Annotated in this window: 20 protein-coding genes and 1 other annotated feature; of the genes, 17 read left to right on the top strand and 3 right to left on the bottom strand. The window is 44.3% G+C overall.

What is annotated here, in order from left to right; all coding sequences use genetic code 11:
* Positions 1–456, top strand: a 456-nt coding sequence (locus BLQ13_RS28435) for a BclA C-terminal domain-containing protein (protein ID WP_420848909.1), incomplete at its 5' end; no start/stop codon positions are given.
* A gap of 77 nt (positions 457–533) precedes the next feature.
* Here BLQ13_RS28435 and serA read toward each other — a convergent pair.
* On the bottom strand, positions 534–2,129 hold the full coding sequence (gene serA / locus BLQ13_RS06575) for a phosphoglycerate dehydrogenase (RefSeq protein ID WP_090917287.1): 1,596 nt from the start codon (positions 2,127–2,129) through the stop codon (positions 534–536).
* Between the two features lie 203 nt (positions 2,130–2,332).
* Positions 2,333–2,563: a binding site (T-box leader), on the bottom strand.
* 329 nt (positions 2,564–2,892) lie between these two features.
* Between serA and BLQ13_RS06570 the strand changes: the two genes are divergently transcribed.
* Positions 2,893–3,486 (top strand): type II CAAX endopeptidase family protein, encoded by a 594-nt coding sequence (locus BLQ13_RS06570; RefSeq protein WP_090917285.1) that lies wholly within the window; start codon positions 2,893–2,895, stop codon positions 3,484–3,486.
* Positions 3,487–3,532: 46 nt separating this feature from the next.
* Here BLQ13_RS06570 and BLQ13_RS06565 read toward each other — a convergent pair whose 3' ends face one another.
* Positions 3,533–3,781 (bottom strand): hypothetical protein, encoded by a 249-nt coding sequence (locus tag BLQ13_RS06565; RefSeq protein WP_090917283.1) that lies wholly within the window; start codon positions 3,779–3,781, stop codon positions 3,533–3,535.
* Between the two features lie 234 nt (positions 3,782–4,015).
* On the opposite strand from BLQ13_RS06565, the gene BLQ13_RS06560 reads away from it, so the two are divergent.
* Positions 4,016–4,753: a metallophosphoesterase gene (locus BLQ13_RS06560; protein ID WP_167375655.1), complete on the top strand. Its 738-nt coding sequence runs from the start codon at positions 4,016–4,018 to the stop codon at positions 4,751–4,753.
* A gap of 68 nt (positions 4,754–4,821) precedes the next feature.
* Here BLQ13_RS06560 and BLQ13_RS06555 read toward each other — a convergent pair whose 3' ends face one another.
* Complete coding sequence (locus tag BLQ13_RS06555) at positions 4,822–5,733, bottom strand: polysaccharide deacetylase family protein (protein ID WP_090917278.1); 912 nt, start codon at positions 5,731–5,733, stop codon at positions 4,822–4,824.
* Positions 5,734–5,827: 94 nt separating this feature from the next.
* Here BLQ13_RS06555 and BLQ13_RS06550 point away from each other — a divergent pair, with 94 nt between their 5' ends.
* The 14 genes from BLQ13_RS06550 to BLQ13_RS06480 all read left to right on the top strand — a co-directional run bounded on the left by BLQ13_RS06550 (position 5,828) and on the right by BLQ13_RS06480 (position 17,434).
* Positions 5,828–6,178, top strand: a complete 351-nt coding sequence (locus BLQ13_RS06550; protein WP_090917276.1) for a hypothetical protein — start codon at positions 5,828–5,830, stop codon at positions 6,176–6,178.
* A gap of 188 nt (positions 6,179–6,366) precedes the next feature.
* A complete protein-coding gene (locus BLQ13_RS06545) occupies positions 6,367–6,981 on the top strand; it encodes a genetic competence negative regulator (protein ID WP_090917274.1) in 615 nt (204 codons plus the stop codon).
* Positions 6,982–7,023: 42 nt separating this feature from the next.
* A complete protein-coding gene (gene prsW, locus BLQ13_RS06540; RefSeq protein ID WP_090917272.1) occupies positions 7,024–7,710 on the top strand; it encodes a glutamic-type intramembrane protease PrsW in 687 nt (228 codons plus the stop codon).
* A gap of 618 nt (positions 7,711–8,328) precedes the next feature.
* Positions 8,329–9,675, top strand: a complete 1,347-nt coding sequence (gene ypeB, locus BLQ13_RS06530; protein ID WP_090917268.1) for a germination protein YpeB — start codon at positions 8,329–8,331, stop codon at positions 9,673–9,675.
* Positions 9,676–9,824: 149 nt separating this feature from the next.
* The gene (locus BLQ13_RS06525) at positions 9,825–10,478 is read left to right on the top strand and encodes a flagellar brake protein (RefSeq protein ID WP_090917266.1); all 654 of its coding nucleotides are present in this window, start codon (positions 9,825–9,827) and stop codon (positions 10,476–10,478) included.
* A gap of 63 nt (positions 10,479–10,541) precedes the next feature.
* A complete protein-coding gene (locus BLQ13_RS06520) occupies positions 10,542–10,766 on the top strand; it encodes a hypothetical protein (protein WP_090917264.1) in 225 nt (74 codons plus the stop codon).
* 103 nt (positions 10,767–10,869) lie between these two features.
* A complete protein-coding gene (gene cmk / locus BLQ13_RS06515) occupies positions 10,870–11,574 on the top strand; it encodes a (d)CMP kinase (protein ID WP_090917262.1) in 705 nt (234 codons plus the stop codon).
* A complete protein-coding gene (locus BLQ13_RS06510; RefSeq protein WP_090917260.1) occupies positions 11,571–12,158 on the top strand; it encodes a lysophospholipid acyltransferase family protein in 588 nt (195 codons plus the stop codon). Before cmk ends, BLQ13_RS06510 begins: the two co-directional genes overlap by 4 nt.
* 136 nt (positions 12,159–12,294) lie before the next feature.
* Complete coding sequence (gene rpsA / locus BLQ13_RS06505; protein WP_090917258.1) at positions 12,295–13,509, top strand: 30S ribosomal protein S1; 1,215 nt, start codon at positions 12,295–12,297, stop codon at positions 13,507–13,509.
* Between the two features lie 194 nt (positions 13,510–13,703).
* Entirely contained in the window at positions 13,704–15,026 is a 1,323-nt protein-coding gene (gene der / locus BLQ13_RS06500) for a ribosome biogenesis GTPase Der (protein ID WP_090917256.1), read from the top strand.
* Positions 15,027–15,037: 11 nt separating this feature from the next.
* Positions 15,038–15,661, top strand: coding sequence for a glycerol-3-phosphate 1-O-acyltransferase PlsY (gene plsY, locus BLQ13_RS06495; protein ID WP_090917254.1), 624 nt, complete (start codon positions 15,038–15,040; stop codon positions 15,659–15,661).
* The gene (locus BLQ13_RS06490) at positions 15,654–16,694 is read left to right on the top strand and encodes an NAD(P)H-dependent glycerol-3-phosphate dehydrogenase (RefSeq protein WP_090917252.1); all 1,041 of its coding nucleotides are present in this window, start codon (positions 15,654–15,656) and stop codon (positions 16,692–16,694) included. The genes plsY and BLQ13_RS06490 overlap by 8 nt, the downstream gene beginning before the upstream one ends.
* 114 nt (positions 16,695–16,808) lie before the next feature.
* Positions 16,809–17,084, top strand: coding sequence for a stage VI sporulation protein F (locus BLQ13_RS06485; RefSeq protein ID WP_090917250.1), 276 nt, complete (start codon positions 16,809–16,811; stop codon positions 17,082–17,084).
* Between the two features lie 170 nt (positions 17,085–17,254).
* Entirely contained in the window at positions 17,255–17,434 is a 180-nt protein-coding gene (locus BLQ13_RS06480) for a DUF2768 family protein (protein ID WP_090917248.1), read from the top strand.
* Positions 17,435–17,475 lie beyond the last annotated feature (41 nt).

Here is a 17,475-nt window from a genome sequence, read left to right as displayed (position 1 = left end):
GCCACCGGTGCAAGCATTACGGGTGCAACAGGAGCCACTGGAGCAACAGGAACTTCGGTAACTGCTAACTCAGCATTTGCTGAGAACATTAACGGTACAATTGTTGTTATTTTGGGCGGTACTCTTATAGCATTACCAAGCAACCAGAATTTTGGCACGGGTATAACTGTCAACGGTACAAGTGATACCTTTACACTGGCTAATGCCGGTCGCTATTTTATCTCTTATCGAATCAATCTGACTGCTGCGTTGGCAATACAATCTCGCGTGTTGCTTAACGGGACAGCTATTTCGGCGAGCGTGGTATCGCCAACACTCTCACTTAATCAATTACAGTCGGAGTTTATTGTTACTGTAACAGCGGGATCTTCAATCCAGCTCCAATTGTTTGGTCTCGCCGGCGCAGCCGTCCTCTCGCCTCCAGGTGCAACATTGACCATTATTCAATTAAGTTAAATCCGAATATGCATTTGTACAAAAAAAGACGAGATCCTTAGTGGGTCTCGTCTTTTTCAAAGTATTGATGATGCCGTTTAACCGAGCACAATCTCAACAGCTGTATTTAATTCAGGCAGAGATGTAAGCTGAACCAGCACATCTTTTGGCACTTCTTTATCAACGGTGAGGATCATGATCGCAGCACCACCAATAATTTTACGTCCAACCTGCATGGATGCGATGTTTACGTCATTTTGACCAAGCAAAGTACCTACACGTCCAATGATACCCGGTTTATCGTTGTGCGAGATCAAAATTTGATGGCTTTCCGGTGCAATATCTACAGGGAATTTATCAAGACGAACAATCCGTTCGCCGTACCCTGCAAGAAGCGTACCTGCCACGCGGCGTTCTTCAGCATCTTGTGTTGTTACGAGTGTTACGGTAATTAGGTTTGTGAATCCCTTTGTAGCAGAGGTTTGGCTCACAACAACATTCAGATCACGAATTTTGGCCAAGTGCATGGAGTTGACAATATTGGCTTCTCCGCCCAGATGTCTTGCCAGAATGCCTTTCACTATATAACGTGTGAGCGGTGATGTATCCACTTCTGACAGATCACCCGCGTAGTCAATGCGAATCTCTTGTACTGCATTTTGAGTGATTTGTGCTGCAAAACTACCTAGCGTTTCACCCAATTTAAAGTATGGTTGCAGTTTGTTCATAACGGTTGGTGCGACAGCTGGCATATTAACCGCATTTTTAAATGGTTCATTGCGAAGTATGTGAAGAACTTGTTCAGATACGTCAATCGCTACGTTCTCCTGAGCCTCTACGGTTGATGCACCCAAGTGAGGTGTAACGATAATGCTTGGATGATTCAGGAATGGATGATCTGCTGCAGGTGGTTCACTTTCAAATACGTCGAATGCTGCTCCAGCAACAATTCCTTCATCAATCGCTTCTACAAGCGCCATTTCGTCAACTACACCGCCGCGTGCACAGTTAATAATACGCATGCCTTTTTTCATGACTTCGAATTGCGGACGGGAAATCATATGACGTGTTTCTGGTGTGAGTGGAGTGTGCACAGTCATAAAATCCGCATTACGGATAATATCATCAACACTTGCCAGCTTGACTTGCAGTTTCTCGGCACGCTCCTCTGTCAGGAACGGATCATAAGCGAGAATGTCCATTCCGAATGCTTTTGCACGTTTGGCTACTTCGCTACCGATTCTTCCCATACCGAGTACACCGAGTGTTTTATTTCTTAACTCCACACCGAGGAACGTTTTACGATCCCATGTACCTTGAATCGTTTTGGCATATGCCTGCGGAATGTGTCGTGCCAGTGCCATCATCATGGCAAAAGTGTGCTCACAAGTCGTAATGGTATTACCGTCAGGTGCATTAATGACAATGATACCGCGTTGTGTAGCAGGTTCCAGTTCAATATTATCTACGCCAACTCCTGCGCGTCCAATCACTTTAAGATTGGTGCCAGCTGTCATAATACGTTCAGTAACACGGGTCTGGCTACGAACGAGTAGGGCATCATAATCTCCGATAATGGCAACAAGCTCATCTTCACTAAGTCCGGTTTTCTTCTCGACAACGACATCACTTGCATCGACCAGCTGCTGAATTCCCAGATCACTGATTGGATCTGACACTAACACTTTGTACATGGTTTCTTCCTCCTTAGGTTTGTATATCTATAATCGTCAAGGTTTGTTCTCCGGCAGGAGACGTTCCTTAAAACCAAAGTGATTCTTCCCTCCAACAACGCGGTGTCGTAGCAGAGGAGTAGGGTAAACTAACAGGGTGATTCCACAGGATTCTTTTATCAAAAACAATCAAAAAAACTCTCAATCCACATACTGCTTGCGCAATAAGGGACGAGAGTTGTCGTGGTACCACCCTAATTCACCGCCGTTTCGCAACGACAGTCTTAGCGGTCAATGAAGACCGAAGAGGATAACGGGTCTAAACCGATTGCACCTACTCCAATTTCAATGCAATAACTCAGGAGCGCTCAAGATCATCTGCCTGCCACCGATTTACACCAACCATCGGCTCTCTGAAAGACAAAGCAACGTCTTTTTTCCATCATCGTGTTTGACGTAACTAATTTTTCATAATGTATCATGGCTTACATGAGCATGTCAATAGGCTTAAATGTTTTAATTCTTAAGGTTGGAGGCCGTGATTTCCGGACCTTCAGAGAGTGTAATCTATCTACTTAGAATTATTTTTATTGAGATTTAAATGCTTTAAACATACTGTTTCGTGAAAGAAAGTTCACTGCATTAATGAAGTAACGTTTTGATGTGATCAACTGGGACTTGGGACAGGTCTTGAACCGGATTGGTTTTTTGGCTATCATTTAGTATACTATCGGATTGGTCAATGAAATTTTTATCAAATAACTTAAGAGGACAGACGCATGCAATGAAAAAAAAGAAATTTCCGAAGTTTAAAATTCAGAAGGCCGAGCCGCAGCAATTAACAGAACGTCTGCTCTTGATCAACCTTTACTTTACCCAAGGGCTAACTTTGATCGTAGGGATCGTATGGATTTTGTTGCAGAAAAGGGATCTATTCGAAGTTCTGGCCTTGCCTGATCATCTTCAGTTTTTATGGTGGGGTCTTGGGCTCGCTGCGATTATGCTAGTCATGGATTTGGTACTGTCCTATGTCATACCTCAGGAAAGTATGGATGATGGTGGCATTAACGAGCTGTTGTTTCGCGGACGTCCAATCTGGCATATTGTATGTATAGCAGCCTTGGTGGCTGTATGTGAGGAGTTGCTTTTCCGCGGCGCAATTCAACACGCAATTGGTCCATACTGGACAAGCATCTTATTTGCAGTTATCCATATTCGTTATCTGCGCCACTGGATTCCTACAGGATGGGTGTTTGTGTCGAGCTATGGATTGGGCTATATTTATTTGCAATCAGGCACATTATGGGCACCGATTCTGTGTCATTTTATCATTGACCTAGTATCTGGATTAGCGATACGTTTTCGGAGGGGATCATGAGTCAGCCATTAAGCAGGGTGAAAACATATGGCAGCCAACGTCAGCGTCACTCGGACAAAAAAGAGAAAACCGGGCGAAACTCAGCTTCACAGACAAGTTTCGTTGCTGAAACGGCAGTTGCTGCCGAAACAGTGGGACTTCCACCAATTACTTCAATTTCTTTACCAAGATCACAACGTGGGTCGAGTGCATCCGCACTGGAAAGTCCGGTATTACCGGAACGAGCGCCTAGTCGCTCCAAGAAAACGGCAAACCAGAAGGAAAGCTCAGTTTCCGAAGCGGGTTCTTTACCCACTCGAACTGAACTTCATCCTTCACGACGTTTGAGATTGAGCAAAAGATTTGTCAATTCACTTATTTTTATTTTCATAATGTTAACCGTTGGTCTGGTATGGTGGGGGATTAAGGGAGCTCCTCCTTTGAACACCTTCCTCCCATTACCGTGGTAATATTAGTTAGTTTATCCTTTCTCACATTAGTGGTGGCTTTATTACTTCTTTTTCATATGTGGCGAGAGGCTCATACAACTGTGATTACAGAGGACGAAGTCGAACTTGTGCATCTACCAGCCTCTTTCAACGGAGCGAGGATTATTTTTTTATCAGATACCCATGCACGATTGTTGAAAACAAAAGAAGTTGAGCAGTTGAAGGGGGAAGCCGATTGGGTACTCATCGGGGGCGATATAGCTGAAGAGGGAATATCCTGGTCGATTGTCAGACAAAATATGAAGCTTTTGTCGAGTTTGGCTCCAACCTATACCGTTTATGGAAATCATGACAAAAAAGCAGGCGTGACTCATTTATCTAGACTTTTGGATGATTCGAGCGTGCAGCTCCTTCAAGATCAGGATGTATACTTGCAAAAAGGAACGGAACATGTCCGATTGGTCGGATTAGATTATCGTTCGAAACAGGCAGAGAAATTGTTGCGAAATACGAAGGATGGCTGCTCCACAATCGTATTAGTTCACGATCCTTTGGAAGTATTGCGGTTAGACATTGATGTAGATCTGATACTGAGTGGACATACCCATGGAGGACAAATCGTTGTTCCATTGTTAGGACCTGTATTGCTAAGTAAGGCTTATCGGGCTGTAAAGAGCGGCTGGTTTTCCTTGAAACGTAGCGATGAAGATATTCGTTCAGGAAAATTGCTTGTAAGCCGGGGATTTGGTACAAACCATCTTCCCTTTAGGTTAGGTTGTCCCGCAGAGATACATCTCATCACTTTACGTGTTCCTGCAACAAACAGCCCTGATCATTGAGATCAGGGCTGTTTGTTGCACATTACATTTTTCTCGCAGTGGTGCAGTAGCCCTAGCATTGGCATCTATTATTGGGACTGCAATTCGATCGCGTTTGGATCAACAAAGGAATAACCCTTCTTCTCAAGCAATGTTAACAACTCGTCCAGAGCATCGACCGTCCAAGGTAATTCATGCATCAGAATATTACTTCCAGGGTGAAGCTGATCCAGGACATTCTGGATCACTTTGTCTGGTCTGTTTTTAGTGCTCTTATCCCAGTCCAGTGAGCCGTTGGACCATGTCATATACAACATTCCCTCTTCTTTGACGGCATCTTTCAATGCATCATTTCCGGAGCCAAAAGGGGGTCTGAAAAACTGAGGTTTTTCCCCAGTGATGTCTTTCACAATTTGTTGAACGTCGGTGACCTGTTTCTTAGCTTCTGAACTTGACATTTTCTTCAAATCTTCATGATCCCAAGCGTGGTTACCGATGATCTGTTTTCGGTCATGAATCATTTTCAACAACTTCGGCTGACGTTTGACACGGTCTCCATTTACAAAGAATATGGCTTTGGCGTGATGTTTATCCAAAGTATCCATAAGTGAATTAATCATCTTTTCGTCCTTTGGTCCGTCGTCAAAGGTTAACAAGACCACTTTAGCAGGGCTGGATTCATCATTAGGTTTAATAACATAACTCGAATTCATATGATACGTCTTTTTAACGAGCACTTCCGTTGAGGTTCCGTCCGTGGATGGATTTTTTGGCTTAGTACCGGTTATATTTGTGTCTGTTTTAGGATGAATTTCAGTATCTGTCTCGTTATTTTCAATCTGGGATTCTGCTCTTGGGTTTTCTTCGGTTTTTTTCTCCGTAAGAATGACAGCAGTATCGTCTTTCATATCCTTGGCATCAGATGCAGATTGATTTTTTGCACTGCATGCAGATAGCAATATGCTGGTTATGAGTAACAGCGAGGAAGCGCGTTTCAACATTTTCTCAGCTCACTTTCCTGTATTTATGCGGAATGAGATTGTCTTCTACAGCAAACACTACTTTTGATTTTAACACTTAAAGGAGGTTGGTGTAATGAAGGCGTCATCCTTTTTCTGGGGTATAGTCGTTGGTGTTGCAGCCAGTTCTTGGTTAGCTAAAGGCAGAATGCCCATGTTGTCTTCAGGTTCATCTCGAAACATGGTTGACCAGGCCAAACATAAAATGATGGAAATGACTTTTCCAGGCATGGATAGCTTCAGTAGCAAACCGGATCATCATGGTGAACCGCACAAGTCGGCATCAAAAACCAGCAGAGTGATCTCACCAAAAGAAAAAGAAGAAAACATGAATATGCTTAAAGATTTTATTCGGACGAACCCGGATGTTAAACATGAAGTAGAGCAGATTTTAAGTCAAACCAATACATCAGTACCGGGTTTGTAACCCGTAACATCCATTAAGAATCATCCACAGTCTTGATTTGATGTGGATTGATTCTTTTTTTTGTTGATTTTACTGCGTGCATTTATAGGTATAAAATGATAACATAACTACATAGATTTATTTTCAGCACATATTGTTTTGTGCTTCATAATCTGTTATAAGACTTGCTTATAAAGGGGAGATCCTGTATGAAAATAGAACGACTAAGTCACGATAAGATACGGATTTTCCTGACCTTTGACGATCTGAGCGAGCGCGGAATACAAAAAGAAGATATGTGGCAGGAATTACCGAAGGTACATGAACTGTTCACTGAAATGATGGACCAGGCTTATTCTGAACTTGGCTTTGATGCTACAGGTCCGCTGGCTGTTGAAGTATTCGCACTTCCCGCTCAAGGGATGGTTGTCATTGTTACTCGTGGAAAATATGATCCGCAACAATATGGTTCAGGTCATGAAGATGATCTTCCTGAAGAAGTATATGAAATGGAAGTTACACTGGAGCAAAGTGACTCCATCGTATACGCATTTAAGGATTTTGAGGTGCTGATTGAAGCTGCCCATATGTTACGTCAACATGTTACGGATGCGGGGAAACTGTATTCTTATAAAAATAAATGGTTCTTACATTTTGAACCGGATGATGTAGACACCGCCAAACACGCCGCATTGATTGCTTTATTGGCTGAATTTGGAGAAGGTTCTTCGGTCACTCCAGCTGTTATGGAGGAGTATGGAAAGGTCGTTATTCCTGAACAAGCGATTGATGTCATCTGCACACACTTCAAACGTCAGGATTAAACATCGTTATCATCGCGTCACTATTCAGGGGAGGGAATTTCGGTGCTTTTGTTTTCGCTTCTAGCTGCAGCAGTTGCTCCGGGTCTCGCCTTGTTAACATACTTTTATCTTAAAGACCGGTATGATTATGAACCACTTCACATGGTTCTGAGAGTATTTCTCATGGGGATTCTGATCGTTCTGCCCGTGATGATTATTCAGCGAGGCATGATGTTGTGGCTTGGAGATAGTCCCCTTCTCGAATCCATCGTAATCTCGGGCGGAGTTGAGGAGTTTGTTAAATGGTTTGTGATCTACCACATTATCTATAATCACACCGAATTTGACGAGCCATATGACGGAATTTTATATTCCGTTGCGGTATCACTGGGCTTCGCTACAGTGGAAAATGTGCTGTACGCATTTGCAGGCAATGCCTCCGTATCAGGTATGTTTCTAAGGGCCCTCCTGCCTGTATCAGGTCATGCGATGTTTGCCGTTATTATGGGATATTACATGGGCAAAGCCAAATTCATTGATGATACGAAGAAGAAACGGTGGTATCTCAGTCTGTCTCTGATTCTTCCGTTTTTCTGGCACGCATTGTATGATGTTATTATGAATATGATGGTGAATCACTGGCTGTGGTTCATCGCGCCTCTGATGGCGGGTCTGTGGTATGGAGCAATAGGCAAGATTACACGGGCTAACAACCGTTCTCCTTTTCGCTTCGTGAAACGAGAGGGATGAGATTAAATTATAAAAATACGGACACACTGGTGGACATAAAGCGTTTAAAACGCAGACCCTGGTGTGTCTTTTTTGTGTTCTAGAAAACAAGGGTACGACGATATGAAACGGGGATATCCAATGACAAGAATCAAGATTAAAATTAGATGCAAACAATGTGGTGAACGTTTCACGTTAAGAGGCAAGAAAGAACGGGGGCGCATTGATACTGGGTTTAAACAGTGCCTTTGTGATAACAAGGATCAATTTGACATTGAAGAAGAGGGCATGGCGACGAGCTATATGTTGCACTAGTCGGCTATATGTTCGATTAAAGTGAAGTCAACAAGCCTTACTCAAAAAAGTCTTAGCTTCATTCGTTAAAGGCAAATTTCGTTCCGGCTGGAAATCGCATGCATAAGAGGACTTTCTTCGACCCACAATAAAGGCAGTGATCAAGGCGTGTCTTGAAATCCACTGAGTTGCATCTTTTACCACCTTTTCGCTCCCTGCTGCGTCACTTTCCCTTGACGTGCCCCGGCACGCCTGCGGTAAACTTCCTGGCTTGGAACGAAAATTCGGCAAAATCTGCTTCCTCCATTGTTTTCAGACACACCCTAGAAGAAAGGAGAATCTACCGTGTATAAACGATTAAGTTCAGTCATGTTTCCGATATTTGCAGTTCTCCTGATCGGCGCACTCGTGTGGGGTTATCAGGAGAATCAGGAGAAGAATGCGATACTGATCAAGGCGGAAAATCAATATCAGCGTGCATTTCACGACCTATCATTCCATATGGATAAATTACATTCGGAGATTGGGAACACGCTTGCTGTACATTCAAGTTCACAGGGGATGCATCGCAAAGGGTTGATGAATGTGTGGAGGCTTACTAGCGAAGCTCAGAATGAAATTAATCAACTGCCGCTCGGCATGCTTCCCTTCAATGAGACTGAGGAGTTCCTCTCGCGTATCTCGAAATTTGCGTATCAGGCATCCATGCGTGACCTGACAAATGAGCCACTCAGTAAGAAGGAAATGGGTAATTTAAAGACACTGTATCAAAATTCTTCGGAGATTAAAAATAGTCTGAAGGAAGTTCAACAGAAAGTATTAGCTGATCGTTTGCGCTGGATGGATGCTGAAACCGTTATGGCAACTCAGGAGCAGACAAACGATAATTCCATCGTGGACGGTTTCCGGACCGTAAATAAAAAAGTAAAAGACTACCCGGAGCTGGATTGGGGCCCTTCCGTCTCTAATATGTTCACCAAACGCTCTGTGAAGAAGCTTGGCGGAATGCCTGTTTCCAAAGAGCAGATCCAGGAGAAGGCCGCCAAATTCTCGAATGTGGAAAGTGGTAAGATTCAGGTTCAGGAGAACGGCAAAGGGACGGACTGGGAATCGTATACCGCCACCATCCAGCATGCCAGAAACGGGAAACTGATGATGGATTTCACACGCAACGGTGGGAAGCTTATCTCGTACAGTGACACCAGAACGGTTGGAGCTAAAAAAGTGTCCCGTCAAGAGGCAATGAAACAAGCGGATCAGTTTCTTGTCAATAAAGGATATAAGGATATGAAAGCTGTCAACTACGATGAGTTCGGTAATTTGGCGAACCTCACGTATGTGCACAAGCAAGGAGATACGTTGATTTATCCAGAAAAAATGTCTGTACGTGTAGGTCTGGATACGGGGGAAGTCACCGGTTTTCAGGCAAGCGACTATGTATATGAGCATAACGACAAACGTCAGATTCCAAAAGCAAAGCTTACGGCTGATCAGGCTCGCAAAAAACTGAATTCAGATTTCAAAGAAAATTATGTTCGCAAATCGTTGATCGAGAATGAATACAGCAAAGAAGTGCTTTGTTATGAATTCGGGGGACGAATCAACGGTTCGCGTTACCGGATTTACATTAATGCCGATACAGGAATGGAAGAAGCGGTTGAGGAGATTAAGCCAGTGAATGCAACCTCCTAGAAGCGTTTAGCAGAATGTGTATTCTCAAAATTAATCATACGAAAACAGACCATTTCAATGGTCTGTTTTTTCTTGTTCCATGTGAGAAAGGTCATGGTATAATAGTCCTTGCAGAGACAAAGATAAATACATAAGTGGCGGTGAACCGATTGTTTCCTAAAATAAATGAAGTGTTGTATATCCAGATCGCATCGACTGACGAAAAAGAGGAACATAAGGAATACAAATCGCGTATCGCAGATACCGATGATGACAGTTTTTTGATTGAAGTTCCGATGCAGCAGGGGAACAGTCGTTTGAAAAGACTCTTTTTCGGAGAAGAATTGTCCATATCGTATATGAACGAGAGTGGAGTCCGCCATTATTTTAATACTTACGTAACAGGGTTCGAGGAAGATGTCGTTCGTCTGGTCCGCATTCGAAAACCGCTTCCTGATGAGATTTCCAAAATTCAGCGCCGTAGCTTCCTTCGCGTTCACGCCAGTCTTGAATTGGCGATTCAATGTGAAGACCTTACACGTGCGGTCGTGCTGACTGAAGACATCGGAGGCGGAGGATTGTCCGTATACATTGAGCCTGATGTCAAAGTGCAGGAAGAACAAAAGTTGAAATGCTGGCTATTGGTTCCTTATCGCAATGGTTCCATTGACCATGTTCAATTCGAAGCCGAGGTAGTTCGCATTAAAAAGCTGGAATCGGGCCGTGAGTTAGGTATGCTAAAATTTTCACAGATTACGGATTCAGAACGTCAGAAGGTCATCAAATTTTGTTTTGAACGGCAACTGGATTATCGTATGAAGTAGACGTGTGCAGGCATAAAACAGTATTGTACTGGGCAACGTAAGGCAAAAACGGAGAATGTTGCTATGAAGAAACGCTCTGATGCACGGAGAATTGAACATATTTATTGTATGATGTCAAAACGGTTGGAACGAAGAGCGTTGCTATTCATTGGCTTGCTCCTGATCCTCGTTATTCTCTGTCAATTGTTACTGCTTGTCCCGGATTTGAAGAAAATAATGACAACGATTGACCGGCTAGAAGGTACCCCGGTTCATATGCAAAGTAACAGCAAAGACCGGAATGGCTGATTTGTCTGTTTTTGCATCCATGTGTAGAGTGTGGTATAATTTTCACGATGCAGGCAATGCCTGTTTTTTTATTGAGGTTTATCGTTTGAGGAGGAATGCCCCGTTGGCTAGCCAGAACACATCAGAAGACGGGAAGATGAACGTTGCAATTGACGGACCTGCTGGTGCCGGAAAAAGCACGGTGGCCCGCTTGGTTGCAGAGGAACTCGGATACATTTATGTCGATACAGGCGCAATGTACCGTGCAGTATCCTTGCATATGCTTCGGAAAGATATATCTCCGGAAGATATGACTCAGGTACTTCAGGAAGCTCAAGATTTGGTTATTGATTTACAACCGGATCGGGGTGGACAGAAAGTGTTCTGTAATGGCGAGGATGTTACCTCGGAAATCCGCTCCCGTGAAGTAACGGGAATCGTGTCTCGATATGCGCAAATCGAGGGGCTGCGTACACAATTAGTGGATACTCAGCGGCAAATGGCTTTGCGCAAGGGCGTCGTCATGGATGGGCGCGATATCGGAACGACTGTATTGCCCGATGCGGAAGTGAAAATTTTTATGACTGCCAGTGTGCAGGAGCGCGCACTTCGCCGCTTCAAAGAACTGGAACCATCCGATGGGCTGACGTTGGAGCAACTGGAGCGAGATATTGCAACCCGTGATAAACTGGATGAGAACAGGGAAGTCTCCCCGCTTCGTTGTGCAGAGGACGCGATTGTCCTGGATACAACGAAGATGAATATCCATGAAGTGGTTGACAAAATCGTATCTTATTGCACAATGGTCAGAGGAGAGAGCGGTCTATGATTTACACCTTTTGCAAGACTGTACTGCGGATCATGTATACCATTCTTTTTCGCCTGGAGGCAGTTGGACGGGAAAATATCCCGAAAGACGGCGGTGTACTTTTATGCTCCAATCATATCAGTAACTTTGATCCGCCAACCGTTGGCATCAAAATTCGCCGTCAAGTGAGATTTATGGCTAAAAGCGAACTGTTTGATGTTCCGGTATTTGGCCGAATCATTAAAGCTGTCGGTGCCTTTCCTGTAAAGCGAGGAGGAGTAAGCAAAGAATCCATCAAAACCTCACTTAACATTTTGCGTGATGGTGAAGTTCTTGGCATTTTTCCGTCGGGAAGCCGTCACAACGATGGTGGAATTGGTAAAAAAGGAGCAGCGAGTTTTGCTCTCCGCAGCGGTGCTACTGTAATCCCTACTGCTATTATCGGCAACTACAAGCTTTTTCATAAGATGAAAGTAGTATATGGCGCACCGGTCAATTTGGACGAGTTCAAGGAAGACACTTCCGGAGATGCTTTGGAAAGAGCTACCGAGAAAATCATGTCCAAAATTAACGAAATGGTGAAAACAGGCGAGCCTAGTAAGTAAGGCAGGTCTACTGTGAGTGCATGTTTCCATATTTTTGAGGAATGCTATGTGAAGTGCATTTGCATGAAAGTGTTTTGAACTCTGCCAAGGCAGGTTTGAATATAATGGGGTTTTTGAATTGAGGAGGGTATTTGACATGTCGGAAGAAATGAAAAATCAAGAAGCAACCCAAGATGAGTTGGATCAATTCGTTTCCTTGAAAAAAGGAGATACTGTAAAAGGAACCATCGTCAAATTGGAAGATAACCAAGCTTATGTAAGTATTGGATATAAATATGACGGTGTTATTCCAATTCGTGAACTGTCTTCGCTTCACGTAGACAGCGCGTCTGAAGCAGTAGAAGTTGGACAAGAAGTTGAAGCTAAAGTTCTTAGCATCGACGATGAGAAAGAAAAACTCGTTCTGTCCAAACGTGCGATCGACAGCGAGAACGCTTGGGAGCAATTGCAAAAGCATTTTGAAGACCAAGACGTGTTCGAAGTTGTTGTAGGTGATGTAGTTAAAGGCGGTTTGGTTGCAGACGTGGGCGTTCGTGGATTTATCCCGGCTTCCATGGTTGAGCGTCATTTCGTTGAAGACTTCAGCGACTACAAAGGCCGCACACTACGTGTTAAAGTGAAAGAGATCGATCGTGAGAACAACAAAGTGATCCTTTCCCAAAAAGACGTTCTGGAGCAAGAATTCGAAGCAAACAAAGTTCAAGTAATGGCTGGTTTGCAAGAAGGTCAAGTCATTGAAGGTACAGTTCAACGCTTGACTCAATTCGGTGCTTTCGTTGATGTAGGCGGAGTTGACGGTTTGGTACACGTATCCGAGCTGGCTTGGACTCACGTTGACAAACCATCCGATGTATTGTCCGAAGGCGACAAAGTAAATGTTAAAGTGCTGAAAGTTGATCCTGAAAAAGGTAAAATCAGCCTGAGCATGAAAGCTGTTCAACCAGGTCCTTGGGAAACAGCTGGTGACAAATTCAACACAAGTGATATCGTAACAGGTGTTGTAAAACGTCTGGTTGATTTCGGTGCATTTGTTGAAATCGCTCCTGGTGTTGAGGGTCTTGTGCATATCTCACAAATTTCCCACAAACACATTGGTACTCCACATGAAGTGCTGAAAGAGGGCCAAGAAGTTCAAGTGAAAATCTTGGACATGAACCCTGCTGAACAACGTGTAAGCTTGAGCATCAAAGAAACAGAAGAAGCTCCTGCTCAACCACAAAAATCAGAGCGCCCAGCAAGAAACAACGCTCCACGTGAAGAAATCAACAATCCGAACGTTTCCTTGAACAATCAAGGTATGAGCACTACGCTCGGCGAACTGTTTGGTGACAAACTCAGCAAATTCAAATAAGTTATACATGCATGGTTCTAAGTTATATACTGCATATTTTGCTGAACAATAAAAGCAAGATCGGCGAGCCCCAGCGGGTTCGCCGATTGTTGTTATTGCGAGAATATCGTTTCGGTTCGTTACGAAACGTTAGCCAAGCCATAGCTTTTTTGCTATGATGAGTAACGTAAGTATGGACAGGAGGAGTGGAATGTATGGCAAGACCAGTTGTGGCAATTGTCGGCCGACCAAACGTGGGTAAATCCACCATTTTCAATCGGATTATCGGCGACAGACTGGCCATTGTGGAAGATAAGCCGGGCATTACCCGTGACCGGATTTATGGAATCGGTGAATGGAACGGAAAAGCATTTAGTATTATTGATACGGGTGGTATCGAAATTGACGGCGAGGACGTCATTATGAAATCCATTCGCATGCAGGCGGAGCTTGCGATTGAAGAAGCAGATGTTATTGTGTTTATGTGTGATGCCAAGGCGGGTATTACGCAATCGGACGAAGAAGTTGCTGAGATGCTTTATCGCTCAGGTAAACCGATCGTGGTAGCCGTGAACAAAGTGGATAACATTGGGCGCAGTGAGCTGATTTATGAGTTTTATGGCTTCGGTTTTGGTGATCCGATCGGGGTATCTGGCAGTCACGGTACGGGAATTGGTGACTTGCTTGATGCGATTGTGGAGAAATTGCCTGAACTTGAGGAAGAGACATACGATGAGGATGTAATTCGTGTAGCTCTGATCGGCCGACCTAATGTGGGTAAATCTTCACTTGTGAACGCCATCCTGGGTGAGGAACGTGTTATTGTGAGTGATGTAGCCGGTACAACACGTGATGCAATTGACACTCCTTTTGAAAAAGACGGGCAACGTTACGTGCTGATTGATACGGCGGGTATGCGGAAGCGCGGTAAAGTATATGAAACGACGGAGAAGTACAGCGTAATGCGTGCGATGCGTGCTATTGAGCGTGCCGACGTTGTTCTGATTGTTATCAACGGTCAAGAAGGCATTATCGAACAGGACAAGCACATTGCCGGTTATGCGTATGAAGCGGGTAAAGCTTCATTGTTCGTGGTAAACAAGTGGGATGTTGTAGAGAAAACGGATAAAACGATGAAGGAATTCGAGACGAAGATTCGGGATCATTTCCTCTTTATGACCTATGCTCCGGTTGTCTTTTTGTCCGCACTGACAAAACAACGCTTACAAAAATTGTTGCCAGTGGTACAGCGTGTAGCAGAACAGCATTCTTTGCGTGTTCAGACACATCTGCTTAATGATGTGGTATCGGATGCTGTAGCCATTAATCCACCGCCAACCGATAAAGGGCGGAGAATGAGAATTAACTATGTGACTCAGGTTGCGGTCAAACCGCCGACTATGGTTATCTTTGTTAACGACCCTGAATTGATGCACTTCTCTTATGAGCGTTACCTGGAGAATAAAATCCGTGCAGCGTTTGATTTTGAAGGCACACCAATTCGCATATTTACTCGGAGGAAGTCCGACGAAGGTTAGGGGAGAAGTTTGTGATTTTATCCATCGCAGCTATTGTACTGAGCTACCTGCTTGGTTCGATCAGTTTTAGTGTTCTTCTTGCAAAAGCAATACGGGGGATTGATATACGTCAACACGGAAGTGGTAATGCCGGGGCAACGAATACGCTGCGTATTCTGGGTAAAGGGCCGGCTATCGCAGTTCTGCTACTTGATGTAATCAAAGGTATTGCTGCAGTATGGATTGGCATATGGTTAAGTAACGGGTCTCCATGGATTGCTGCATTCAGCGGTATTGCTGCCATTGCAGGTCATAACTGGCCCCTTTATTTCAATTTTCGCGGAGGCAAAGGCATTGCTACTGCGATTGGAGTACTGGTAAGCTTGGCTTTCCTGCCTGCGCTTTATGCCGGGATCATTGCCATCCTGTCCATCGTTCTGACACGTTATGTTTCGCTAGGCTCTTTAATTTTTGTAGCACTGACTCCTGTTTTCATCTTGATCCTGCCTGGGTATTCAATGAGTATCTTTTGGGGCAGTCTGATTATTTGTCTGTTTGCATTCTGGAGACATCGTACGAATATTGCGAAGCTCGCCAAAGGACAGGAAAATAAATTGGGATCAAAGAACCCTGGAGGGGGGAAACGCGTTGTCTAAAAAAGTTGCCGTACTGGTCGCAGGCAGTTGGGGAACTGCCTTGGCCAGTGTCCTCGCCGCGAACGAACTGGATGTGGTGATGTGGACACGTAGCGAAGAACAAGCAACGGAGATTAATACCCAGCACACGAATACACGTTATCTACCGGGTGCAGAGCTGTCTCCTCGCATTCGCGCAACCAGCGATATGGAAGCTGCGGTTGCAGATGCGGCGGCTGTGTTAATTGTAGCGCCTTCGTCTGCGATGCGTGCGGTTACACATCAGTTTAAACCTTTCTATACACCCGATATGCTGATTATTCATGCAACGAAGGGCTTTGAAACGGAAAGTTTGAAACGGATGTCTACCGTGATCTCTGAAGAGCTTGAATGTGAAGAAGGACAGATTGTTGTATTGTCTGGTCCAAGTCATGCTGAGGAAGTGGTGAAGCGCTGTCCAACCACCGTGGTTGTAGCTTCATTGGATAAAACATCTGCGGAGGCAGTTCAGGGATTGTTTATGAATGCCTATTTTCGTGTGTACACAAACCGGGATATGCTCGGAGTTGAGCTAGCGGGAGCTTTCAAAAATATCATCGCGCTCGGGGCAGGCATGTCGGATGGTCTGCAGTTTGGTGATAATGCCAAGGCGGCGTTGTTAACCCGCGGACTTGCCGAGATTACTCGAATCGGTGTTGAGATGGGAGCTAATCCATTAACGTTTTCTGGACTAGCGGGAATCGGTGACCTCGTTGTTACAGCTACAAGTCAGCACAGTCGGAACTGGAGAGCCGGATCTATGCTGGGGCAGGGACAGAAGCTGGATGATGTGTTGCAGTCCATGGGCATGGTGGTTGAAGGTATTCGAACGACTCAGGCCGCCTATTTTATATCCCAAAAATACGGTGTTCAGATGCCAATTGCGGATCAATTGTACCATGTGTTATTTCAGAATCGGCAGCCACGTGATGCCGTTGAAGCCTTGATGGGACGTGATCCGAAAACGGAGATGGAAGTAATGAAGCTGGAAACTTGGGAGCAATGGCATTCCTGAGTTGATGGTTTAAATATCGTTACAATGGCCTAGTTTAAAATGATGCAGCTTAATCACCTTTTCCCCTGCACACTCATATTATACACATGAGTATTGCCGGAGGAGGGGAGACGAATGGGTAACAACATTTCGAAAGAAGCGCTGAAAGCCATCAACAAAAAGACAGGCAAAACGATCACTGAAGGAGCTGTCAAAAAGCTGGCAAGCACAGTGAAACCAACAACGATGCAGAATGAGGCTCAGTTGCGCCAGTTGATTAAACAAGTATCCGCCATGGCGAAAATACCGGTATCTGAGGATACGGTTCAGGATATTGTGAGTGCAGTCAAGAAAAGTGGGCTGAATCCAAGCAATATGGAATCGTTAATGAAGATGATGATAAAAAAATAATCGTTCGTTGCCTGCTCACGCAGGAATCGGGCATTACGAAAGCAAGCCAGCAGATGCTGGCTTGCTTTTTTGTCTTTTTATAGGAAAAATACGTTCGATTTCATGTTATAATGATTGCAATTGTCACAATTTCGTGATGAATATCGGATTGAAGGGGAGACTGCTGGTTTATGAGCGCAATGGACAAGATGTGGCTGTCATTAGTTGCCATCCTCATTATGGGATTATCTGTATTTTTGATTACATTTGCTCGTGCCAAAACAAAAGGATTCGTGCGGGGGATTCTTTCGATTATTGCCTTTTTAATTATGCTCATCGGATTTTTTGGTGGAATCGCTTCTCTGACCTAAATTCCCTCATGGGAGAGAGAACATCCGCATAAGCGCATCAT

This window comes from Paenibacillus polysaccharolyticus, assembly GCF_900102085.1.
GTDB classification, from domain to species: Bacteria; Bacillota; Bacilli; order Paenibacillales; family Paenibacillaceae; genus Paenibacillus; species Paenibacillus polysaccharolyticus.
Note: the sequence above shows the minus strand (reverse complement) of the source record. Positions and strands in the feature narration are given on the sequence as shown.